The sequence below is a fragment of the Cellulomonas sp. P1_C4 genome (genome assembly GCF_056406355.1).
In genome coordinates, this window is record NZ_JBFUAI010000013.1 from 1 (window position 1) to 21985 (window position 21985).

23 protein-coding genes are annotated in these 21985 nt (G+C 72.4%); 15 read left to right on the forward strand and 8 right to left on the reverse strand.

The features are described from left to right. A partial coding sequence (locus AC1DYZ_RS11530; RefSeq protein WP_477065334.1) for an NYN domain-containing protein occupies nucleotides 1-705 on the forward strand: 705 nt, incomplete at its 5' end. 45 nt (nucleotides 706-750) lie between these two features. Continuing rightward, nucleotides 751-972 (forward strand): hypothetical protein, encoded by a 222-nt coding sequence (locus AC1DYZ_RS11535; RefSeq protein WP_477065335.1) that lies wholly within the window; start codon nucleotides 751-753, stop codon nucleotides 970-972. 4 nt (nucleotides 973-976) lie between these two features. Here the strand turns inward: AC1DYZ_RS11535 and AC1DYZ_RS11540 are convergent, their stop codons facing one another. Further along, nucleotides 977-2791 carry an AMP-dependent synthetase/ligase gene (locus tag AC1DYZ_RS11540; protein WP_477065336.1) on the reverse strand — a complete coding sequence of 605 codons (1815 nt, stop codon included), beginning with the start codon at nucleotides 2789-2791 and terminating at the stop codon, nucleotides 977-979. Between the two features lie 209 nt (nucleotides 2792-3000). Here AC1DYZ_RS11540 and AC1DYZ_RS11545 point away from each other — a divergent pair, with 209 nt between their 5' ends. Beyond that, on the forward strand, nucleotides 3001-3948 hold the full coding sequence (locus tag AC1DYZ_RS11545) for an ROK family glucokinase (protein WP_477065337.1): 948 nt from the start codon (nucleotides 3001-3003) through the stop codon (nucleotides 3946-3948). A 30-nt stretch (nucleotides 3949-3978) separates the two neighbouring features. On the opposite strand, the gene AC1DYZ_RS11550 is transcribed toward AC1DYZ_RS11545, so the two are convergent. After that, complete coding sequence (locus AC1DYZ_RS11550) at nucleotides 3979-4584, reverse strand: hypothetical protein (protein ID WP_477065338.1); 606 nt, start codon at nucleotides 4582-4584, stop codon at nucleotides 3979-3981. Between the two features lie 149 nt (nucleotides 4585-4733). On the opposite strand from AC1DYZ_RS11550, the gene AC1DYZ_RS11555 reads away from it, so the two are divergent. From AC1DYZ_RS11555 to AC1DYZ_RS11565, 3 genes are all read left to right on the forward strand, one after another. Further along, nucleotides 4734-5519, forward strand: coding sequence for a lysophospholipid acyltransferase family protein (locus AC1DYZ_RS11555; RefSeq protein WP_477065500.1), 786 nt, complete (start codon nucleotides 4734-4736; stop codon nucleotides 5517-5519). A 78-nt stretch (nucleotides 5520-5597) separates the two neighbouring features. Further along, nucleotides 5598-6818 carry a pyrophosphate--fructose-6-phosphate 1-phosphotransferase gene (locus AC1DYZ_RS11560; RefSeq protein WP_477065339.1) on the forward strand — a complete coding sequence of 407 codons (1221 nt, stop codon included), beginning with the start codon at nucleotides 5598-5600 and terminating at the stop codon, nucleotides 6816-6818. Further along, nucleotides 6815-8167, forward strand: coding sequence for a class II 3-deoxy-7-phosphoheptulonate synthase (locus AC1DYZ_RS11565; protein ID WP_456824250.1), 1353 nt, complete (start codon nucleotides 6815-6817; stop codon nucleotides 8165-8167). The genes AC1DYZ_RS11560 and AC1DYZ_RS11565 overlap by 4 nt, the downstream gene beginning before the upstream one ends. A 49-nt stretch (nucleotides 8168-8216) precedes the next feature. On the opposite strand, the gene pknB is transcribed toward AC1DYZ_RS11565, so the two are convergent. Both pknB and AC1DYZ_RS11575 read right to left on the reverse strand, forming a co-directional pair. Next, on the reverse strand, nucleotides 8217-10250 hold the full coding sequence (gene pknB, locus AC1DYZ_RS11570) for a Stk1 family PASTA domain-containing Ser/Thr kinase (RefSeq protein WP_477065340.1): 2034 nt from the start codon (nucleotides 10248-10250) through the stop codon (nucleotides 8217-8219). A 48-nt stretch (nucleotides 10251-10298) separates the two neighbouring features. After that, nucleotides 10299-11465: a lytic transglycosylase gene (locus tag AC1DYZ_RS11575; RefSeq protein ID WP_477065341.1), complete on the reverse strand. Its 1167-nt coding sequence runs from the start codon at nucleotides 11463-11465 to the stop codon at nucleotides 10299-10301. 141 nt (nucleotides 11466-11606) lie between these two features. On the opposite strand from AC1DYZ_RS11575, the gene AC1DYZ_RS11580 reads away from it, so the two are divergent. Beyond that, nucleotides 11607-12020, forward strand: coding sequence for an Rv2175c family DNA-binding protein (locus AC1DYZ_RS11580; protein ID WP_477065342.1), 414 nt, complete (start codon nucleotides 11607-11609; stop codon nucleotides 12018-12020). A gap of 24 nt (nucleotides 12021-12044) precedes the next feature. On the opposite strand, the gene AC1DYZ_RS11585 is transcribed toward AC1DYZ_RS11580, so the two are convergent. Together AC1DYZ_RS11585 and AC1DYZ_RS11590 are read right to left on the reverse strand one after the other, a co-directional pair. Further along, nucleotides 12045-13166, reverse strand: a complete 1122-nt coding sequence (locus tag AC1DYZ_RS11585) for a polyprenyl synthetase family protein (protein WP_477065343.1) — start codon at nucleotides 13164-13166, stop codon at nucleotides 12045-12047. A gap of 9 nt (nucleotides 13167-13175) precedes the next feature. Then, nucleotides 13176-13727: a hypothetical protein gene (locus AC1DYZ_RS11590; RefSeq protein WP_477065344.1), complete on the reverse strand. Its 552-nt coding sequence runs from the start codon at nucleotides 13725-13727 to the stop codon at nucleotides 13176-13178. A gap of 123 nt (nucleotides 13728-13850) precedes the next feature. Between AC1DYZ_RS11590 and AC1DYZ_RS11595 the strand changes: the two genes are divergently transcribed. The 7 genes from AC1DYZ_RS11595 to AC1DYZ_RS11625 all read left to right on the forward strand — a co-directional run bounded on the left by AC1DYZ_RS11595 (nucleotide 13851) and on the right by AC1DYZ_RS11625 (nucleotide 18882). Further along, complete coding sequence (locus AC1DYZ_RS11595; protein WP_477065345.1) at nucleotides 13851-14975, forward strand: DUF4192 domain-containing protein; 1125 nt, start codon at nucleotides 13851-13853, stop codon at nucleotides 14973-14975. Between the two features lie 97 nt (nucleotides 14976-15072). Beyond that, nucleotides 15073-15468, forward strand: coding sequence for a universal stress protein (locus AC1DYZ_RS11600; protein ID WP_477065346.1), 396 nt, complete (start codon nucleotides 15073-15075; stop codon nucleotides 15466-15468). A gap of 229 nt (nucleotides 15469-15697) precedes the next feature. Next, on the forward strand, nucleotides 15698-17275 hold the full coding sequence (locus AC1DYZ_RS11605; RefSeq protein ID WP_477065347.1) for an RNA polymerase sigma factor: 1578 nt from the start codon (nucleotides 15698-15700) through the stop codon (nucleotides 17273-17275). Nucleotides 17276-17416: 141 nt separating this feature from the next. Next, nucleotides 17417-17776, forward strand: a complete 360-nt coding sequence (locus AC1DYZ_RS11610) for a VOC family protein (protein WP_477065348.1) — start codon at nucleotides 17417-17419, stop codon at nucleotides 17774-17776. Continuing rightward, nucleotides 17773-18126 carry an ArsR/SmtB family transcription factor gene (locus AC1DYZ_RS11615; protein WP_477065349.1) on the forward strand — a complete coding sequence of 118 codons (354 nt, stop codon included), beginning with the start codon at nucleotides 17773-17775 and terminating at the stop codon, nucleotides 18124-18126. Before AC1DYZ_RS11610 ends, AC1DYZ_RS11615 begins: the two co-directional genes overlap by 4 nt. Further along, complete coding sequence (locus AC1DYZ_RS11620; RefSeq protein ID WP_477065350.1) at nucleotides 18113-18607, forward strand: SRPBCC family protein; 495 nt, start codon at nucleotides 18113-18115, stop codon at nucleotides 18605-18607. Before AC1DYZ_RS11615 ends, AC1DYZ_RS11620 begins: the two co-directional genes overlap by 14 nt. After that, nucleotides 18604-18882, forward strand: a complete 279-nt coding sequence (locus tag AC1DYZ_RS11625; RefSeq protein ID WP_477065351.1) for a YciI family protein — start codon at nucleotides 18604-18606, stop codon at nucleotides 18880-18882. The genes AC1DYZ_RS11620 and AC1DYZ_RS11625 overlap by 4 nt, the downstream gene beginning before the upstream one ends. Nucleotides 18883-18952: 70 nt before the next feature. Here the strand turns inward: AC1DYZ_RS11625 and AC1DYZ_RS11630 are convergent, their stop codons facing one another. Next, entirely contained in the window at nucleotides 18953-19207 is a 255-nt protein-coding gene (locus tag AC1DYZ_RS11630; RefSeq protein ID WP_456824263.1) for a DUF7455 domain-containing protein, read from the reverse strand. 118 nt (nucleotides 19208-19325) lie between these two features. Between AC1DYZ_RS11630 and AC1DYZ_RS11635 the strand changes: the two genes are divergently transcribed. Then, nucleotides 19326-21452 carry a DNA gyrase/topoisomerase IV subunit B gene (locus AC1DYZ_RS11635; protein ID WP_477065352.1) on the forward strand — a complete coding sequence of 709 codons (2127 nt, stop codon included), beginning with the start codon at nucleotides 19326-19328 and terminating at the stop codon, nucleotides 21450-21452. A gap of 9 nt (nucleotides 21453-21461) precedes the next feature. On the opposite strand, the gene AC1DYZ_RS11640 is transcribed toward AC1DYZ_RS11635, so the two are convergent. Further along, nucleotides 21462-21938, reverse strand: a complete 477-nt coding sequence (locus AC1DYZ_RS11640) for a P-loop nucleotide/nucleoside kinase family protein (protein WP_477065353.1) — start codon at nucleotides 21936-21938, stop codon at nucleotides 21462-21464. Nucleotides 21939-21985: the final 47 nt, after the last annotated feature.

Below are 21985 nucleotides of genomic sequence, written 5' to 3' on the forward strand. Positions count from 1 at the left end.
GTGCACGACGCGGCCGAGCTGGCGCGGGCCCGGGCCGACGACGACCTGCGGCGGGCGCTCGAGGAGCGGCGCGCGTCCCAGGCCGAGCGCACGGCGGCACGCGCCGAGCTCCGCGCCGCCCGCAAGCTGGCCGACGTGCGCGTCCGGCTGCTGTTGGACACGATCGTCGACGCCGCGAGCGGGCTGCGGTCGGAGCTCGCCCTGCCCCCGGTAGCGGACCTGCCCGCGGACCTGGTGGGGCCGACGGCGACCCCGGACGCGGTCCGGCGCGGCTCGCGCGGGCGGTCGGTCGACGACCCGGCCCTGCTGGACGAGCTGCTCCGCCAGCCGTGGGCGCACCTCCTCGTCGACGGCTACAACGTCTCCAAGACCGGCTTCGGCGAGCTCTCGCTGGCCGAGCAGCGACGGCGGCTGGTCGACGGCCTGGCCGGCGTCGCCGCCCGCACGGGCGCCGAGATCACGTGCTGCTTCGACGGCAAGGAGGGCCAGCAGGGTCCTCCCGGTGGGTACGCGCGCGGGGTGCGGGTGCTGTTCGCGGTGGGGGAGATCGCCGACGACCTGATCCGGCGGCTCGTGCACGCCGAGCCACCCGGCCGCGTGGTGGTCGTGGTGACCAGCGACCAGGAGGTCGTGCGCGACGTCGAGGCCGACGGCGCCTGGGTGGTGCCGTCGAGCACGCTCGTCGCGCGGCTGCAGCACCTCTGAGGCCGTCAGGCCGCCCTGTCAGTGGGCCCCGCTAGCGTCCGCGACATGATCATCGACTGCGACACCTGCATCCAGCGTGCGACCGCGTGCGCGGACTGCGTCGTGACGTTCCTGACCATCCCCGTGCGCTCCCCGGCCCCGGTCGCCGTGACGACGGGGGAGACGACGGCAGGGGCGGTCGAGCTCGACGCCGCGGAGCAGCACGCCATCGGCGTGCTCGCGGCGTCGGGTCTCGTCCCGCCCCTGCGCCTGGTGCGCGCGGTGTGAGCCGTCAGTCGCGCGCCGGGCCGTCGTAGAGGGCGTCGACCTCGCCCGCGAACGCCTTGAGCACCTCGTTGCGGCGGATGCTGAGCTTCGGCGTGAGGTAGCCGTTGGCGATCGTCAGGTCGGTGTCGAGGATCCGGTACTTGCGGATGGACTCGGCCCGCGACACCGCCTTGTTGGCTTTCTCGACCGCCTTGTCCAGCGACGCGAGGACGTCCGCGTCCTTGGCAGCCTCGGCGAGGGTCATCTCGGGCTTGCCATGCGCCGCCAGCCACCCCGGAACGCCCTCAGGGTCGAGCGTCACGAGCGCGCCGATGAACGGGCGCTGGTCGCCGACCACGACCACCTGGCTGATCAGCGGGTGCGCACGGAGACGGTCTTCCAGCACGGCGGGCGCGACGTTCTTGCCGCCGGCGGTGACGATGATCTCCTTCTTGCGCCCGGTGATCCGCAGGTAGCCCTCGTCGTCGAGCGAGCCGAGGTCGCCGGTGCGGAACCAGCCGTCGTGCATCGACTCCGCCGTGGCGGTGTCGTTGTTGTGGTAGCCGCGGAACACCTGGATGCCCTTGACCTCGACCTCGCCGTCCTCGGCGATACGGACCGCGCTGCCGGGCAGGGGGAGCCCGACGCTGCCGATCTTGGTGCCGCGACCCGGGCGGTTGACCGTGGCCGGCGCCGTCGTCTCGGTCAGGCCGTAGCCCTCCAGCACGTTGAGGCCCAGGCCGCGGTAGAAGTGACCCAGGCGCTCACCGAGGGGCGCACCGCCCGAGATGGCCCAGCGCGCCTGGCCGCCGAGCGCGTTGCGCAGGCGGTGCAGCACGAGGACGTCCGCCACCTTGTGCTGCAGGCGCAGCCACGGGCTGGGGCCGCGCGGGTTGTCCAGCGCCCGCGAGTAGACGATCGACGTCTTGGCGGCCCGCTGGAAGATCGATCCCTTGCCCGACGCCGCGGCCTTCTGCTCGGCCGAGTTGTAGACCTTCTCGAAGACGCGGGGGACGGCGAGGATGAACGTCGGGCGGAACGACGCGAGGTCCTCGAGCAGGGTGGCGGTGCTGGGGCTGTGGCCCAGCACGGCGCCGGCCGGGACGCAGAGCACCTCGATGAACCGGGCGAACACGTGCGCGAGCGGCATGAACAGGAGCGTCCGCGCGCCGGGCTCGCTGACCACCTCGTTGAGGTCGGCGACCGCGTTCACGGTGAGCTCGTAGAAGTTGCCGTGCGTGAGCTCGACGCCCTTCGGCCGGCCGGTGGTCCCCGACGTGTAGATGATGGTGGCGACGTCCGAGAGCACCGCGAGCCCGCGGCGCCGCGTGATCTCGGCGTCGGGCGTCGCGGACCCGCCGGCCACGATCGCGTCGACGGCCCCGTCGTCCAGGATCAGGACCTCGCGCAGGTGCGGTGCGTCCGCACGCACCTCGTCGACGACCGCCGCGTGCGTGGCCGTCTCGACCACGAGCACCGAGACGTCGGCGTCGGTGAGGATCCACAGGACCTGCTCGGCCGAGGACGTCTCGTACAGCGGGACCGGCACCGCGCCGGCGGCCCAGACCGCCCAGTCCAGCAGCGACCACTCGTAGCGGGTGCGGGACATGATGCCGACGCGATCGCCCGGCTGGATGCCGCGGGCGACCAGGCCCTTGGCGACGGCGACGATCTCGGCGTCGAACTCGCGCGCGGTCAGCGGGATCCAGGGGCCGTCCTGCTGGGTCTTGTGCTCGACGACCACGCGGTCGGGGGTCCCCGTGACACGCTCGGCGAGCAGGTCGTTGAGGTTGTTCGAGGGGTCGACCTCGAGACGCAACGGCGTATGGAACTCGTCCATGCTGGCTCCAGTGACAGAGGGGCGAAGTGTGCCCCGAGGATACGGGACGCGAGGTGCCGCGCAGGCAGCACCCGAATGGGTACGCTCTGCGGCGGACCGGGTGCGGCGACGTCGGCACGTGACGTCACGGGCACGCGCAGCCGGATAGCGTGGGAGCCCGCACCGGACGGTAGCGAGCACGGTACGAGCGCGTAGGAGCACACACGAACATGCACGCCATCGGTGTGGACATCGGCGGGACGAAGATCGCGGCAGGTGTCGTCGACGAGGACGGCACGATCCTCGCGAAGACGCGTCGTGACACAGCTCCCGACGACGTCGCCGGCATCGACAAGGCCATCGCCGAGGTCTACCAGGAGCTGAGCGGCTCCTACGAGGTCGGCGCCATGGGCGTCGCCGCGGCCGGGTTCGTCTCCGCCGACCGCTCCTCCGTGCTCTTCGCGCCCAACATCGCGTGGCGCGACTACCCGCTGCGCCAGAAGGTCCAGGCGATCCTCGGCGAGGACGACGTGAAGATCGTCGTGGAGAACGACGCCAACGCGGCCGGCTGGGCCGAGTTCCGGTTCGGTGCGGCGCGCGACGTCGACGACATGCTCATGCTCACCGTCGGCACGGGTCTCGGCGGCGCGATCGTCTCCAACGGCGAGCTCGTGCGCGGCGCCTGGGGCGTCGCGGCCGAGGTCGGGCACATGCGCGTGGTCCCCGGCGGCCACTACTGCGGCTGCGGCCACGAGGGCTGCTGGGAGCAGTACGCCTCGGGCAGCGCGCTGGTGCGCGACGCCCAGGCGACGGTGATCATCCAGCCCGAGCGCGCGGCCCGCCTGCTCCAGCTCGCGGGCGGCGACGTCGACAAGCTCACGGGCCCGCAGGTCACCCAGGCCGCCCAGGAGGGCGACCCGCTCGCCGTCGAGCTCCTCACCGAGCTGGGCCGTTGGCTGGGGGAGGGCGCCGCGTCGGCGACCGCCCTGCTGGACCCGGCGCTCATCGTCATCGGCGGCGGCGTCGCGGACGCCGGCGACCTCCTGCTCGCACCGGCGCGAAACGGCTTCGCGGAGCAGCTCTCCGGTCGCGGGCACCGACCCGAGGCGACGATCGTCGTCGCGTCGATGGGCAACGACGCGGGCATGGTCGGTGCGGCCGACCTCGCGCGTCTCTGACCGCGTGCCGGTCACGTCCGACCGGGTCGGTCAGACGACGGCGCCGGTGTCGTGGTCGTCGGGGTCCCGACGATGCGGCATCCGCCACACGAGCACCGCGATCCCGATGACGAACACCACGGCCGCGGCCTGCACGAGCGCGGCCGGGGCGTCCCGCCAGGCGACGAGCACCACGAGCAGGAAGATCGGCATGCCCGCCGCGGCGAACCACGCCATGGTCAGCAGCGGGTCACCGCCGAGGACAGGTCCGGGATCGGGTGGCACGAAGTGCGCCTCGGCGTCGACCGCGGCCTCGGCGTCGTCGTACTGCGACGTGCCGTCCCAGTCTCGGCCGCTGGGCTCCGGCGCCGGGGGCGTGGGTTCCTGGGCCGGGCGCACGACCCGACGCTCCGCCACCCACGGGGCGACGGGGAACGTCAGCCCGCTGCTCGGAGCCGTCGGTTCCGGCTCCGTGGGCGCCGGCGGGTCGTCCGTCCCGTCGTACCCGTCGAGCTCGCTGAGCTGGGCGACGATCGCCGCCCAGGCCTCGTCGTCCGTGGGCGCCGCGTGATCGGGCACCTCGTCGGGCGTCGGCGGCGGGACGTCCGCGCCCGCCGGCGGGACGCCGTCGTCGGGGTCGTCGGGGCGAGGTGCCATAAGAGCACTCTAGAGTCGGACCGAGCAGTCGGGGTGGCACGTGCTCGGCCCCGCCTGCCGCAGGGGGTCGTCGGGTACGAGCACAGGGGCTCGGGTGGACGGACAGTCCGTGTGTCGGGTCGAGAGGTGAACCGTTGTTCTACTGGTTGATGAAGCGGATCTTCGTCGGTCCGCTGCTGCACCTGGTCTACCGGCCGTGGGTGCGCGGCGCGGAGAACGTGCCCGAGGAGGGTGCGGCGATCTTGGCGAGCAACCACCTCGCCGTGATCGACTCGTTCTTCCTGCCCCTGGTCCTCGACCGTGAGCTCGTGTTCATCGGCAAGCAGGAGTACTTCACGGGCTCGGGCGTCAAGGGACGGCTCACCGCGGGCTTCATGCGCGGCGTCGGGACCATCCCCGTGGACCGTGGCGGCGGCAAGGCGAGCGAGGCGGCGCTGCGCACCGGCCTGCGCCGGTTGGCGGACGGCGACCTGTTCGGCATCTATCCCGAGGGCACCCGCAGCCCCGACGGTCGCCTCTACCGCGGCAAGACGGGGATCGCGCGCCTCGCGCTCGAGTCCGGCGCCCCCGTGATCCCGGTCGCGATGGTGGGCACCGACGAGGCGCAGCCCCCCGGCCGGCGGATCCCGAAGGTCATGCGCATCGGCGTCCTCATCGGCGAGCCGCTGGATTTCAGCCGGTACCAGGGCATGGAGAACGACCGGTTCATCTTGCGGTCCGTCACCGACGAGATCATGTACGCGGTGATGAGCCTGTCCGGGCAGGAGTACGTCGACGTCTACGCGGCGACCCAGAAGGCGCGCATCGCCACCGGCCACCCGGCCGTCGCCGGCGACGCGGTCGACCACCTGCCCGCGGCCCCGGGCGGGCGTCCCGTGCCGGACGTCCAGGTTCCGGTCCCGCCCGAGGGCGAGTCCGAGACGTCAGTAGGATGACGCGGTCGGCCTGAGCGCCGACTTGGGGGCGCGCCGTCGCAACGTGCGTGCCGAGGGTGTCAACGAGAGGTGTTTCTCATGTCGGTTCGTCGCGTCGCCCTCCTGACCGCAGGTGGCTTCGCCCCGTGCCTGTCGTCCGCCGTCGGCGGGCTCATCGAGCGGTACACGGAGATCGCTCCCGACATCGAGATCATCGCGTACGAGCACGGCTACTACGGGCTGCTCCGCGGCGACAAGATCGTCATCGACGACGAGACGCGCGCGAAGGCCRGCCTCCTGCACAAGTTCGGCGGCTCGCCCATCGGCAACTCGCGCGTCAAGCTCACCAACGCGGCCGACTGCGTGAAGCGCGGCCTGGTGAAGGAGGGCGAGGACCCGCTGCAGGTCGCGGCCGAGCGGCTCAAGGCGGACGGCGTGGACGTGCTGCACACCATCGGTGGCGACGACACGAACACCACGGCGGCCGACCTCGCGGCCTACCTGCACGAGAACGGCTACGAGCTGACGGTCGTCGGGCTGCCCAAGACCATCGACAACGACGTGGTGCCCATCAAGCAGTCGCTGGGCGCCTGGACCGCCGCCGAGGAGGCCGCCGGCTTCGCCGCGAACATCATCGGCGAGCATCGCTCGGGCCCCCGCATGCTCATCGTGCACGAGGTCATGGGCCGGCACTGCGGGTGGCTCACCGCCGCCGCCGCGGCGGACTACCGCACGTGGCTGGACACGCAGGAGTGGGTGCCCGGCATCGGCCTCACGCGCGAGCGCTGGGACATCCACGCCGTGTTCCTGCCCGAGCTCGCGCTGGACATCGACGCCGAGGCCGCGCGCCTGAAGCAGGTCATGGACGCGCAGGGCAACGTCAACATCTTCCTGTCCGAGGGCGCCGGCATGCACGAGATCGTCGAGCAGCTCGAGTCGTCCGGCACCGAGGTGCTGCGCGACGCGTTCGGCCACGTGCGGCTCGACACGATCAACCCGGGCCAGTGGTTCGCCAAGCAGTTCGCCGAGAAGCTGGGTGCCGAGAAGGTCATGGTGCAGAAGTCCGGCTACTACTCGCGCGCCGCGGCCGCGAACGCCGAGGACCTGCGGCTCATCAAGTCGATGACCGACCTGGCCGTCGAGTGCGCGCTGCGCGGCGAGTCCGGCGTCATCGGGCACGACGAGGAGCAGGACGACGTGCTGCGCGCCATCGAGTTCCCGCGCATCGCGGGCGGCAAGGCGTTCGACGTCTCGCAGCCGTGGTTCGGTGCGCTTCTCGAGGACATCGGCCAGCCCCTCGTCCCGGCGAGCCACTCATGAGCGTCGAGCCGGACCCGCAGGTCGTCGCGGGGCTGGACGCCTGGCGCTCGATGTCGGCGGTGCAGCAGCCGCGCTGGCCCGACGCGACCGCTCTCGAGGCCGTCACGACGCGCCTGTCAACGCTGCCGCCGTTGGTGTTCGCCGGCGAGGCGGACCACCTGCGCGCCCAGCTCGCGGCTGCCGGCCGGGGCGAGGCGTTCCTGCTCCAGGGCGGCGACTGCGCCGAGACCTTCGGCGAGGCGACGGCCGACAACATCCGCAACAAGATCAAGACGATCCTGCAGATGGCGGTCGTGCTGACCTACGGCGCCAGCCTGCCCGTCATCAAGATGGGCCGGATGGCCGGGCAGTACGCCAAGCCGCGGTCGTCCGACAGCGAGACGCGCGACGGGGTCACCCTGCCGGCGTTCCGCGGGGACATCATCAACGGCTACGAGTTCACGCCCGAGGCCCGCACGCCGGACCCGCAGCGCCTGCTCGAGGCGTACCACACGTCCGCGTCGACGCTGAACCTCATCCGCGCGTTCACCACCGGCGGCTTCGCCTCGCTGCTGCGCGTGCACGAGTGGAACCGCGGCTTCATGGCGAACCCCGCGTACTCGCGCTACGAGGAGATCGCGGCCGAGATCGACCGCGCCATCCGCTTCATGGCGGCCTGTGGGGCGGACTTCGACGCGCTGCGGTCGGTCGACTTCTTCGCCAGCCACGAGGGCCTGCTGCTCGACTACGAGCGGCCGCTGACCCGCATCGACTCGCGGACCGGCCTGCCGTACGACTGTTCCGGGCACTTCGTCTGGATCGGGGAGCGCACCCGGCAGCTCGACGGCGCGCACGTGGACTACTTCTCGCGTGTGCAGAACCCGCTCGGCATCAAGCTCGGGCCGACGACGACGGGCGACGACGCGCTCGCGCTCATCGACAAGCTGAACCCGCAGGGCGAGGCGGGGCGCATCACCTTCATCACGCGCATGGGCGCGGGCAAGGTCCGCGACCTCCTGCCCGCGCTCGTCGAGAAGGTGACCGCCGACGGGCGTCCCGTGACCTGGGTCTGCGACCCCATGCACGGCAACGGGATCACGTCGGCGTCCGGTTACAAGACGCGACGGTTCTCCGACGTCATGGACGAGGTGGCCGGCTTCTTCGAGGTGCACCGTGGGCTGGGCACCGTCCCCGGTGGCCTGCACATCGAGCTCACCGGCGACGACGTCACCGAGGTGCTCGGCGGCACCGAGGAGATCGACGACGAAGGCTTGGCGCGGCGCTACGAGACGCTCGTGGACCCGCGGCTGAACCACCAGCAGTCGCTGGAGATGGCGTTCCAGGTGGTGGAGCTGCTCCGCGCGTCCTGACGTCGCCGACCACGCCCCGGCCCGCCCCGTGCGGTCCGGGGCGTCGTCATCACCAGATGGTGACGACGACCGTGGAGCCCTTCGGGGCCTGCGAACCCGCCGCGGTGTCCTGGAAGCGGACCCGGTCGAGGATGCCGCCCAGGTACTTCTGCGCCTTGTAGATCAGCCCCGCGCCCTCGATCGCCTCCTTCGCGCCGGCGCCGTTCTTGCCCACGACGTCGGGCACGGTGACCAGCTCGGGGCCCTTGCTGACGACGACCTTGATGACGTCACCGCGGTGCCCCTCGGCGTTGGCAGCGGGGTCCTGGACGATGATCAGGCCCTTGGCCACGGTGTCGTTGAACGCCTCCGTGGGCTCGAGCGTGAGGGCGTCCGGCGCGAGCTGCGCTGTCGCGTCCTCGAGGGTCGCGCCGACGACGGACGTGATCGTCACGGGAGCCCGACCGCTGGAGATCGTGAGCTTGATGACGGCGTGGCGCAAGGTCTGCGCGCCGGGCTCGGCGGGGGAGCCGTCCGGGAGGGTCGCGCTGATGACCTTGCCGTTCTCGACGCTGTCGCTGAAGGCCGGGTCGGTGTAGTCCGTCTCGAGGTCGGCAGCCGTCAGGGTGGCCTCGGCCGCGGCCTGCATCTCGCCGACCACGCCGGCCGGGACCTGGACGTAGTCCGGGCCCTTGGAGATCGTGAACGTGACCGTGCCGTCCTTGCGGATGCGGTCGCCCTGACCAGGGTCGGCCTTGAACACCTCGCCGATCGGTGCGGTGCCGTCGAACTCGGAGACCGGTGACGCGCCGAGGCCCGCCTTGTCAAGGAGCTCCGTCGCGTGCGCCTCGTCCTGACCGATGATCGTCGGGACGGTCGTGAAGGCGCCCGGGCCCATCTGGAGGTACCACCACGCGGCGCCGCCGATCAGTGCGGCGAGCAGCGCGAGCAGGATGATCCAGCGCGCGCGGTGACGGCGCGGCGGAGCCTGCGGTGGACCACCCCGCAGCTCCGCGGCGCTGACACCGAGGCCGATCGGCAGTGCGACGGTGGAACCGCGGGCGTCGCCGGTCTCGAGGAGCGTGGTCTCGTCCTGGTCAGGGTCGGTCGCCGGTTCCGCGAGGTCGTCCGCCTCGAGGTTCTCCACCGACTCGGTCAGCTCGGCATCCAGGTCCGTCTCGGCCGGGTCGGTGGCCGCGGGCAGGACGATGGACGGTGCGACGTCCGCGTGACGGGCGAGCGTGTCCTCGTCCAGCGCGGCGCGCGTGCGGCGCAGGAGGGCGAGCGCGGCGGCGGCGTCGACGGGGCGGTCGTCCGGGTCGCGCGACGCGAGCGCGCGCACGGCGTCGTCGATCTCGATCGGGATCCAGTCGGCGAGCTCCGACGGCGCGGGGACGTCGTTGTTGACGTGCTGGAACGCGACCTGGATGGGGGTCTCGCCGGTGAAGGGCTGGCGGCCCGTGAGCATCTCGAAGAGCAGGATGCCGCACGCGTAGACGTCCGTGCGGGCGTCGCTGACGCCCCGCACGACGAGCTCGGGCGCGAGGTAGGCGACGGTGCCGAGCACGGTGCCGGTGGTGGTCGAGGTGACCTCCGTGACCGCGCGCGCCAGCCCGAAGTCGGCCAGCTTGACCCGGCCGTCGGTGGCCAGCAGGACGTTCTCGGGCTTGATGTCCCGGTGCACCAGGCCGACCCGGTGGGCCGCGGCGAGCGCGTCGAGCACGCTCTCGCCGATCCGCAGCGCCTCTCCGACGGTCAGCGCGCCCCGCTCGCCGATGTGCCGCCGCAGGTTCGCCCCGTCGATGTACTCCATCGTCAGGTAGCTGGTCTCGCCGTCGACGCCCTGGTCGTAGACGCCGACGAGCCCGGGGTGGGTGAGCCGGGCTGCGGTGCGGGCCTCGCGCCGGAAGCGGGCGACGAAGTCCGAGCCGGACGTGCCCTCCGCCAGGTGGGCGTGCATGACCTTCAGCGCGACGTCCCGGTCGAGGCGGCGGTCGACCGCCAGGTACACGGTCGCCATGCCACCGCGGGCGATGCGGGACACGACCTCGTACCGGCTGTCGACCAGGCGGCCGACGAGCGGATCGGTGACGGTGGCTCCCACGCCAGGGAGTCTACGGTCGGCGGCGCCGCGCGTCCCGCAGGCGCGACCTCAGTGGAAGCGCGTCATGTGGGTCTGGACGTTGGCGACATATCGCCGGGTGTCCGCGAACATGCCGTTCCTCTGCACCGACGTCGCGCCCTGGTAGTAGCCGGCGATCGCGGTCGGCAGGTCCGGGGCGTTGGACACGAGCGCGCGCAGGATGGCGACGCCCGCCGTCACGTTGTCGTCGGGGTCGACCAGGTTGAGCCGGCGCCCGACGAGGTCCGAGGCCCACGAGCCCGAGCTCGGGATGACCTGCATGGTGCCGATGGCGTTCGCGGGGGAGACGACGGCGTGGTTGAAACCCGACTCCTGGAACGCGATCGCCTGCGCGAGCGCCGGGTCGACGCCCATCGCCCGTGCCGTCGCGGCGATCTTGGACTGCATGGTCGCCTTCGACGGCACGCCCGAGGCGCGCAGCGTCGCCAGGTTGGCGTTGGCGGCGGCCACCACGGCCTCGGAGTACGTGCGGCCCTCGAACGTGTTGCCGACGGCCGCGGGGGCGGCGACGGGGACCGGGATCGCGAGCGTCTGACCGATCCGGATCATTGCGCGGGAGTCCAGACCGTTCGCGGCGACGATCGCGGCGACGGTGGTGCCCTTCGCGGCGGCGATCCCGATGACGGTGTCGCCCGAGCGGACCGTGTAGGCGATCGAGCTGGTGGACTGCGCGGGTGCCGCCGCGGCCGCGGCGGGTGCCGGTGCGGCGGCCGGTGCCGAGCCCCCGGGGATCGTCAGGGTCTGGCCGATGCGGATCAGGGCGCGCGAGTCGAGACCGTTGGCGGCGACGATCGCCGGCACGGACGTGCCGAGCCTCGCGGCGATGCGGCCGACGGTGTCGCCCGACACGACGGTGTACGAGCCCGCCGCGGGAGCCGCCGCGGGAGCGGGCGCGGCCGGTGCCGCGGACGACGCCGAAGGGATGGTGAGCACCTGGCCGATCCGGATGCGCGCGGCGTTGCCCAGGGCGTTGGCGCGCGTGATCGCGGCGACGGTGGTCCCGCTCCGGAGGGCGATGTGGCTGACCGTGTCGCCGGAACGGACGGTGTAGCTGTCGTCGGCGTGCGCGGCACCCCCGCTCGTGGTCACGGCGACGGCGGCGAGCGCCAGGGTCGCGCCGGTCCCGGTGGCGACGCGGCGCAGCCCGTCGGTGCGGGCGGTGGCGTGCTGCGGCATGGTGACCTCATGGTGCGAAAGTGAACGGATGGGGCCTGTGTGACTGGTGTGACAGAATGCGAACGTATCCGAATACCTCTGGTGTGGAAAGCGTGCGGGGGAATTGCGCCGGTGTAATTCCCGATTGCGTACTCTTGTCGGGTGAACGATTCCTCAGATGCCCTCGACCGACTCGTCGATGAGTGGCTCACGGTCCCTGATGTCGCCGAACGACTGGGCCTCGACACGTCGAAGGTCCGCCGGATCGTGCAGGAGCGTCGGCTCGTCGGCACCCGTCGGGGCGACCCGCGCGTGTTCTCGATCCCGGAGGCGTTCCTGGTGCCGGGCCACCTGGCCAACCCTGCTCAGCCGACCCATCCCGTCGCCGACCAGCCGTGGACCGTCCTCGCGTCCCTGCAGGGCACGCTGACGGTGCTGTCGGACGCCGGGTTCTCCGACGAGGCCGCCATCGAGTGGCTCTTCACCCCGGACGAGTCCCTGCCCGGGACACCGATCGACGCCCTGCGCGCCGGCCGCAAGACCGAGATCCGCCGACTGGCCGCCGCCGAGCTCTGAGAGACGGTCGACGCGTCCGCTGGCTCAGGCGTGGCGGTCGACCGCGGCGTGCGCCAGACCGATCAGCTGCGCCCGCGCCGGTTCGGGCCACGGCGCGTCGTCCATGAGCGCGAACGCGCGGCCGGCGAGGTCGTCGATGAGCGCCTCGACCTCGTCGGGCGCGCCCGTGTCTCGGATCGCGTCGGCGAGGACGGCGACGTCGGACTCCGTGAGCGAGCGGTCGCCGAGCCGGTCGCGCAGCAGCTTGACGGTGGTGTCGTCGGAGCGCGCCCGGGCCCCCGCGACCGCCCGCGCGGTGAGCACGGTCCGCTTCCCCTCGCGCAGGTCGTCCCCGGCCGGCTTGCCCGTGGTCGCCGGGTCACCAAACACCCCGAGCAGGTCGTCGCGCAGCTGGAACGCCTCGCCCAGCGGAAGGCCGAGCGACCGGCAGGCCTCGAGCTCGGCCTCGCCCGCGTCGGCCAGCGCCGCGCCGAGGACGATCGGGTGCTCGACGCTGTAGCGCGCGGCCTTGGCGCGGATGACCTCGCGCGCGCGCGTCTCGTCACGCTCCGGGTCGTCGCCCCACGGCAGGGCCTGGGCCAGCACGTCGAGGTACTGGCCCACGGTGACCTCGGTCCGCATGAGGTCGAACACCACGCGAGCGCGCTCGGCGCGCGCGAGCGGCTGCAGCGCGAGGGCGCCCGCGAACTCCTGCTCGCTGGCGATGAGCGTGAGGTCGCCGAGCAGGATGGCGGCGGACATGCCGAACCGGTCGGCGTCCCCGGTCAGCCCGTGGCGGGTGTGCAGGCCGGCGAACGCACGGTGCGCAGCGGGAAATCCGCGCCGCGTGTCGGAGTCGTCCATCACGTCGTCGTGGAACAGCGCCGCGGCCTGGAAGAGCTCCAGCGCCGCCCCGACACGCAGCACGGCCTCGGCCTCCGGCGTCCCCGGCACGCCGCCGTGTGCCCGCCACGACCAGTAGCAGAAGGCCGCGCGCAGGCGCTTGCCGCCCGTGAGGATCTGCGCCACGGCGTCGGCGAGGACGTCCGCGTCGTCGCTCGCCGCGGCGAGCACGGTGCGCAGCTGGGCGACGTGCCTGGTCAGCAGCGCGTCGATGCGGGGTCGGACGCCCTCGACGTCGACGAGGGTGGGGGTCGCGGCGCTCACGCGGGCAGCCTACGGCGCCGCTGCTCGCACCCGCCCACCGAGCGTCATGGTGCGCTCGTCGTCCCGGTCGAGGATGCCGACGACGAGCAGCTCCGAGCCGTCGCCGCGCGAGAAGGTCGACTGCGCGGCGAGGCCGGGCTCCGGTGCGGGCGGCGTGCCCTCGGTGAACCCGGCGGCGACCAGCGGCGCCCGGACGGCCGCGAGCAGGCCGGCGGCGTCCTGCCCCGTCCGCAGGTTGAGGCTGATCTCCGTGAGGTCCGTGCCCTCGACCGGTTCGGCCGAGGACACGAGCACGACCGCGCCGTCGGGCACGGGGACCAGCGCGGCGGGGAAGCCGGGGGCCAGCTCGCCGACGGCCGAGAGCGTGCTGTCGTCCTCGGGCAGCAGCGTCTCGGTCGGCGTCGGGGCGGGGGTGGCGAGGGCGGCTGCGCTGCCCGAGGGCGTCTCCCGGCCCGGCCCGCTGGTCGTGCACGCCGCGGCCGACGCACCGACCGCGAGCACGACGAGGACGGCGGCGAGGCCGGATCGGGCGCGCGCGCGGAGGGGCGCTGGGCGAGGCATCGGGTCAGGGTAGCCGTCGGGCGCGGCGCCTCGAGCCGCCCACATGCCCCGCGACGGGCCGTCCGGTGCACAGAACCGACGGTGCGCGTCCCGGGCCGCACCGCGGTCGGGTGGGCTGACGCCATGCAGACCACGACGCTCCGGGTGAGCGAACCTCAGGAGATCCTCGCGCTCGTGCCGCACCGGCTCGGGTTCCGGCCTCGGGACAGCGCCGTCGCGGTGAGCCTTCGACCACCACGGGGCGCGGTGGGGCTGGTCGTCCGGGTCGACCTGCCCCACCTCGCGGACGGCACCGACGGTCCGACGCTGGCTCGCGGGCTCGTCTCCCTCCTCGACCGGGACGCCGCGCGGCACGTCATCGTCGTGCTGTACACCGACCGCGACCCGCGCGGCGAGGACGGACCGGCCCAGCGCGCCGTCCGCCACTTCCGCGAGGCCGCCGCGGCGGCGTTCGGCGAGGTCCTCGTCTGGGTCGTGACACCGGAGGGCTATCTCGCCCTCGACTGCACGGACGACTGCTGCCCGCCGGGTGGACGGCCCCTGCGTGACCTCGACGGGACGCAGGTCGGGGCCACGCTCGTGCTCGCGGGCTCGGTGGTCGCCGACTCCAGGGAGGACATCGCCCGGATCCGTCCCGTGCACGGGGAGGTTCGCCGCTCGGTCGCCCGGGTGCGCCGCCGCTGGGAGCGTCGCTGGGCGGACGCGCTCGTCGCCGGGCCGGACGAGGTGACGCACTGGCGGCAGGAGTCGCTCGTCGCCTGGCGGTCTGCCGTGGCCCTCGTGTCGGCTGACGGGCCCGGATCGGGTGGCGCCCCGTGGGGTCGCCTGGAGGCTGGTCTCGCGGACACCCGGGTGCGCGACGGCGTCCTGGTGACCCTCGTCCCCGGGACGGGGGACCTTGCCGAGCGGTGCGTCCGGGAGCAGGGTCCGTCGACCGAGCTCGATGCCGCGCTCGGTGGCGCCATGTCCCTGATCATCGACCCGCGCCGCGGCGTGGTTCCCCCGGAGCGAGCCACCGCCCTCCACGAGGCGGTCCTCGAGGCGGTGGTCGCTCGCGGGCGCACCGGAGGCCAGGCGCCGGCGCTGACCCTGCTGGCGCTGCTCGCGTGGTGGCGCGGCGACGGCGCGCGTGCTCGCCTGCTGGTCGACGGATCGCTCGACGCCGAGCCCGAGTACCGCCTGGCCGGGCTGCTCGACGACGCGCTGCGGGCCGCGATCCCGCCCGGTTGGGTCCGCCACGTCGACTGACCTGCGACGAGATCCTCGCCGGTGCGCTCGTCGCGGCCCCCGCCCTCCGGTAGCGTCACGGTCACGGCGGTGTTGCCGCGGGACGAGGGGAGGACCGATGGGCATCGTGGTCGGCTATCTGGCCACTCCGGAAGGTCGGGCGGCCCTCGAGGCGGCGGTCCAGGAGGCACGGCAGCGTGACGTCCGGGTGGTGGTCGTCGTGAGCGCGCGACCTGACGAGCCGGACGAGCAGCGACGTGCGGTAGAGGAGGAGCTCGACCGGGTGCGTGCGAACCTCGCGTCGGCGGGGGTGGACCACGAGGTCCGGCTCCTGAGCGGTGGAGACGTCGCGGACGACCTCATCGCGACGGCGGAGGAGGTCGGCGCGCAGCTGGTCGTCCTGGGCCTGCGCCGGCGGAGCCCGGTGGGCAAGTTGATCCTCGGCGCCAACGCGCAGCGCGTGCTCTTCGACGCCCCGTGCCCGGTGCTCACGGTCAAGCCCGGTCCCGGCTGACGGCCCCCATCACGTCTGCCTGACGGTCGCTGCGGTCGTGCCGCGCGGCCGTTCGAGTGCGCGGGAATCTCTGGTGGTTCCCGTTCGTTGAGCACGAAGACCCCCTGAGAGCCGTCCCTGACGGGCCTGTCGTCGTGCCCATGATCGCGCCGAGCGGTCCGCGGGGTCGTTACAATGTCTATCTACCTCCCGGCCCCGTTCCGGGTGTCGCGCTGCCGAAAGGTCGTTCGTGTCGTCCCAGACCCCGCATCCCGCTCTTCCGCGTGAGTTCGAGCACCCTGCACTCCAGGACCTCGTCCTGCGTGGGCGCACCCACGGCACCGTGGGCGCCGAGGAGCTGCGCACCGCGTGCGAGCAGGCAGACGTGCAGGACGCCAAGCGTCTGCGCGCCGTGGTCCGTGGGCTCGCGACCGCCGGCATCGGCGTGCGTGAGCCGGCAGCCCCCGCCGCGCCCGCTCGTGCCGTCGCCGCCGCCGTCACCCGCTCGTCGGCCAAGACCGTCGCGAGCACCGACGAGGCACCCGCGAAGACCACCACCTCGCGCGCCGCCAAGACGACCGCACCCAAGACGGCCGCCGCCGCCAAGCCCGCCGCGGCGAAGACGGCCGCCGCGAAGACGGCCGCCGCCAAGAAGCCGGAGGCCAAGGTCGCCGGCGCCGAGCCCGTCGAGGACGAGGTCGTCGAGGGCGAGGAGATCGACATCGAGGCGATCGAGGAGGTCGTCGTCGAGGCCGTCGAGGTCGTCGAGGACACCGCAGCGGACGCCGATGACGACGACTCCGAGGACGGCGACGAGAAGAAGCCGGCGGCCAAGGAGGAGGAGTCCGAGGACAGCGGCTTCGTCTACTCCGACGCGGACGACGACGACGCTCCCGCCCAGCAGGTCGTCACGGCCGGCGCCACCGCGGACCCCGTCAAGGACTACCTCAAGCAGATCGGCAAGGTCGCGCTGCTGAACGCCGAGCAGGAGGTGGACCTCGCCAAGCGGATCGAGGCCGGCCTGTTCGCCGAGGAGCGGTTGAACGCGGGCATCACGATGGAGCCCAAGATCAAGCGCGAGCTCGAGTGGATCGCGAACGACGGCCGTCGGGCCAAGAACCACCTGCTCGAGGCCAACCTGCGCCTCGTCGTCTCCCTGGCCAAGCGCTACACGGGCCGCGGCATGCTGTTCCTGGACCTGATCCAGGAGGGCAACCTCGGTCTGATCCGCGCCGTCGAGAAGTTCGACTACACCAAGGGCTACAAGTTCTCGACGTACGCGACGTGGTGGATCCGTCAGGCCATCACGCGCGCCATGGCCGACCAGGCCCGCACCATCCGCATCCCGGTGCACATGGTCGAGGTCATCAACAAGCTCGCCCGCGTCCAGCGGCAGATGCTCCAGGACCTGGGCCGCGAGCCTACGCCCGAGGAGCTCGCCAAGGAGCTCGACATGACCCCCGAGAAGGTCGTCGAGGTCCAGAAGTACGGTCGCGAGCCCATCTCGCTGCACACGCCGCTCGGTGAGGACGGCGACAGCGAGTTCGGAGACCTCATCGAGGACTCCGAGGCCGTCGTCCCCGCGGACGCCGTGAGCTTCACGCTCCTGCAGGAGCAGCTGCACCAGGTGCTCGACACGCTCTCGGAGCGCGAGGCCGGCGTGGTGTCGATGCGGTTCGGCCTGACGGACGGGCAGCCCAAGACCCTCGACGAGATCGGCAAGGTCTACGGGGTCACGCGCGAGCGGATCCGCCAGATCGAGTCGAAGACCATGTCGAAGCTGCGCCACCCGTCGCGCTCGCAGGTCCTGCGCGACTACCTGGACTGACAGCCACCACGAAGGCCCGGACCGGACGGTCCGGGCCTTCGTCGTACCCGGGCGGTCCCGTAAACCTGCTCCGCAAGTATTGACTAACGGTTAGTGGTGGCTGACGATAGACGAGTCAGTCCGGCAGACCGGAGGTGGATCATGGGCAGTCCCGTCATGTGGTTCGAGATCACGAGCAAGGATCCCGACCGTGCGCGCACGTTCTACACACAGCTGTTCGGCTGGACGGGGGAGGCGCCGCCCGAGCTCGGCGGGTACACGCTCCTCGACACGGGCGCGCCCGCCGAGGCGGTCGGCGGCGGAATCGGTGCTGCGGACCCGGACGGACTGCCGCCGGGGATCCTGATGTACGTCCGGGTCGCCGACCTTGGTGCGACCTTGGCCAGGGCGGAGGAGCTGGGCGGATCGACCCTGACGCCGCCGACCGCGCTCCCCGCGGACAACGGGAGCATCGCGGTCCTCGCCGACCCGGAGGGACATGCGGTAGGACTGTGGGCGTGAGTCAGACGGACACGGTCCTGCGCGCGCTCGCCGAGCCGCGGCGCCGCGAGATGCTCACGCTGCTGGCCCACGACGAGCTCCCCGTGGGCCGGCTCGCGGAGGCCTTCGACGTGACCCGCTCCGCCGTGAGCCAGCACCTCAAGGTGCTCGAGGACGCGGGACTGGTCACCCGCCGGAGCGCGGGCACACGCAACTTCTACCGGTCGCGGCCGGAGGGGCTGGCCGGGCTGCGGTCCTACCTCGACGAGACGTGGGCGGCATCGCTCGACGTGGCGCGGCGGCTCGTCGAGGTCGAGGTGGGGGTCCTCGACCCCGACGGCGCCGAGAGGGACGACCGTGCGACGGCCTGAGCTCGCCCTGGCCGCCCCGCCGGTGCACCAGGCGACGACCGTGCGCGCGGACGTGACCAGGACCTTCGACGTCTTCGTCCGCGAGATCGGGGTCTGGTGGCCGGTCGAGCCGTTCTCCTCCGGCGGCGACCGGGTCCGGGACGTGACGATGGAGCAGCGCCTCGGGGGGAGCGTCGTCGAGACCTGGGACGACGGGACCACGCGCGAATGGGGCCGGCTCGTCGCGTGGGACCCGCCGCACGGCTTCACCATGTCGTGGCTGCTGACCCCGGAACCGACCGAGGTCGAGCTGCGCTTCCGGGCCCTCGGCGTCGGGCTCACGCGTGTCTCGGTCGAGCACCGGGGCTGGGAGCGGATGACCGAGGAGCAGCTCGGCGGCGCGTGCGCGCTGCCGGAGGGGTACCGCGGCGGCTCCTACGTGCGTGGCTGGGGCATGATCTTCGACCGGCTGGTCGCGCACGTCGACGCGGGATCGTCGTGACCGAGGTCAAGTACGTCGTGCTCTACGAGTCCGCACCGGACGTGCTCGCGCTGGCTCCCGTGCACATGGAGGCGCACACGGCGCACTACCTCGACTTCGCCGCGCGGGGTCTGCTGACGGCGATCGGCATGTTCGAGCAGCCCGAGGCGAACGGGTCGATGGGCGTGCTGGTCAGCCGCGAGGCCGCGGAGCAGTTCGCCGCGACGGACCCGTTCGTCGTCAACGGCGTGGTGCGGTCCTACCGGGTGCTTGCCTGGAGGGACGTGCTGGCCTGAGGGGTGACGACGGACGAGGCCCGGACCATCAGGTCCGGGCCTCGTCGCTGTCGTGGGTGGTGCCGTGGCGTCAGCTCGCGGCGCCCGCACCCGCTCCGTGCTCGGCCAGCAGGCGGTCGGTCTCGTCCTGGACGTGGGTCGCCAGCTCGGCGAACTTCGGGGCGTGCTCGCGCGCGTGGTGCGCGCAGAAGAGGAGCTCTCCCACCGGGAGGACAACTCGGACATAGGCCTGTGCGCCGCAGCGGTCGCAGCGGTCGGCCGCGGTCAGTGGATGCGTCATGGTCCCGGTCACGAATACATAGAACCATCCCGGCCGCGGATCCATCGCACCCGGAGAGGGTGGTTCGCTCACCGCGTAGCGGACTGTAACCGGCCCGCAACACGGCCGTTGCCGGCGGCATGGTGCCGCGGGGCTGTCAGGCCCGACGACTACCATCAGGGCCGTGACGACGACCTCCTCGCAGTCCGGCTACACCGCCCGGCACCTGTCCGTGCTGGAAGGGCTCGAGGCGGTGCGCAAGCGCCCGGGCATGTACATCGGCACGACCGACAGCCGCGGCCTGATGCACTGCCTGTGGGAGATCATCGACAACTCCGTCGACGAGGCCCTCGGTGGCCACGGCGACCGCATCGAGATCGTGCTGCACGCCGACGGTTCGGTCGAGGTGCGTGACAACGGACGCGGTGTGCCGGTCGACGTCGAGCCCAAGACCGGCCTGACCGGTGTCGAGGTCGTCTACACCAAGCTGCACGCGGGCGGGAAGTTCGGTGGCGGCTCGTACGGTGCCTCGGGCGGCCTGCACGGTGTCGGTGCTTCCGTCGTGAACGCCCTGTCCGCCCGTCTCGACGTCGAGGTCGACCGCAACGGCCGCACGCACACCATGACGTTCCGGCGCGGTGAGCCGGGGACGTTCGACGACCGCGGCGGCATCGGCCCGGACAGCCCGTTCGAGCCCTTCGTGTCCGGCTCGGAGCTGGCCGTCGGCGCCAAGGTTGCCCGCGCCCGCACCGGCACGCGCGTCCGCTACTGGGCGGACCCGCAGATCTTCCCCAAGACGGCCGTGTTCGGCTACGACGAGCTGGTCACGCGCGCGCGGCAGACGAGCTTCCTGGTCCCCGGCCTGACCCTGGTGGTCCGCGACGAGCGCGGCATCGCGGGCACCCCGGGCGCCGACGGGCCCCACGAGGAGACGTTCCTGCACAGCGGGGGCGTCGTCGACTTCGTCGACCACCTGGCGCCGGACACCGCCGTGACGGACACCTGGCACCTCACCGGGTCCGGCACCTTCACCGAGACCGTGCCGGTGCTCGACGACCGCGGGCACATGACCGCGCAGGAGGTGTCCCGGACCTGCGAGGTCGACATCGCGATGCGGTGGGGCACCGGCTACGAGACCGAGGTGCGCAGCTTCGTCAACATCATCTCGACGCCCAAGGGCGGCACGCACCTGGCCGGGTTCGAGGCGGGTCTGCTGCGCACGATGCGCAAGGCGGTCGACGCGAACGCCCGGAGGCTCAAGATCTCGGCGCGCGACACCTCGGAGCGGATCGAGAAGGAGGACGTGCTCGCCGGGATGACGGCGGTGGTCACCGTCCGGCTGGCCGAGCCGCAGTTCGAGGGCCAGACGAAGGAGGTGCTCGGTACCGGACCGGTCCGCGCCATCGTCGCCAGGGTCCTCGACACCGAGCTCGGCGCGATCTTCGTGTCGCCCAAGCGTGACCACAAGGCGCACTCGTCGCTGCTGCTGGACAAGGTCGTCGGAGAGATGCGCGCCCGACTGTCCGCCCGCAAGCAGAAGGAGATCTCGCGGCGCAAGAACGCGCTCGAGACGTCCTCGCTGCCCGCCAAGCTGGCCGACTGCCGCAGCGACGACGTGGAGCGCAGCGAGCTGTTCATCGTCGAGGGCGACAGCGCGCTCGGCACGGCCAAGCTCGCCCGCAGCTCGGACTTCCAGGCGCTGCTGCCCATCCGCGGCAAGATCCTCAACGTCCAGAAGGCGTCCATCACGGACATGCTGAAGAACGCCGAGTGCGCCGCGATCATCCAGGTGGTCGGTGCCGGGTCGGGTCGCTCGTTCGACCTGGAGGCCGCGCGCTACGGGAAGATCGTGCTGATGACGGACGCCGACGTGGACGGCGCGCATATCCGCACCCTGCTGCTGACGCTGCTGTTCCGGTACATGCGCCCGCTGGTGGAGGCGGGGCGGGTCTACGCCGCCGTGCCGCCGCTGCACCGCATCGAGGTCATCGGCGGTGGCGGTCGCAAGAACGAGTACGTCTACACGTACTCCGAGGCCGAGCTGGCGGCGACGCTGAAGAAGCTCGACCGGGCGGGCAAGCGCTACAAGGACGACATCCAGCGGTACAAGGGTCTGGGCGAGATGGACGCGGACCAGCTGGCGGAGACGACCATGGACCCGCGGCAGCGCACGCTGCGCCGGGTGACGGTCGAGGGTGCGCAGCGGGCCGAGGAGATCTTCGAGCTGCTCATGGGCTCGGACGTCGCCCCGCGCAAGGACTTCATCGTGGCCGGCGCCGAGGGACTGGACCGCAGCCGCATCGACGCGTGAGCGCTCCGCTCAGGGGGCGGGGTCGTCGAACAGGCGCAGCTCTTCCTCGTCGGGCGGTTGGAAGGTCGTCGCCCACGTCGCGAAGTGCTCCCGCGTGATCGGTGCGGCGGTCCACTCGCCGGTCGCGGTGCGCCGCTCGGCTCGCCGGACGAGCTCGTCGATCGGTGCGGAGAGGTAGTGCAGCTCCACCTCGGCTCCGAGGGCGCGCGCCCCGTGTCGCTTCTCGTCCCTCTCGGCCCGGGCCCAGTGTCCCCACTCGAGGATGACGCTCTGCCCCTGTCCGAGCAGGTCCTGCGTGAGGTCCCACAACAGCCGCTCGACACGCGCGCGCAGGTCGTCGTCCCACACGTCGCCGAGCCGGGTCACCCAGGTGTCCTTGTCGAGCCTGATCGCGGGCAGCTGGGCGGCCAGCCGTCGGGCGAGCGTGGACTTGCCCGTAGCAGGCAGCCCGCAGATGAGCACGAGCCGGGCAGAGGTCGTCGACACGCGAGCCATCGTGCCCGTTCCGGTGGACGGGAGTACCACCTTTTCGG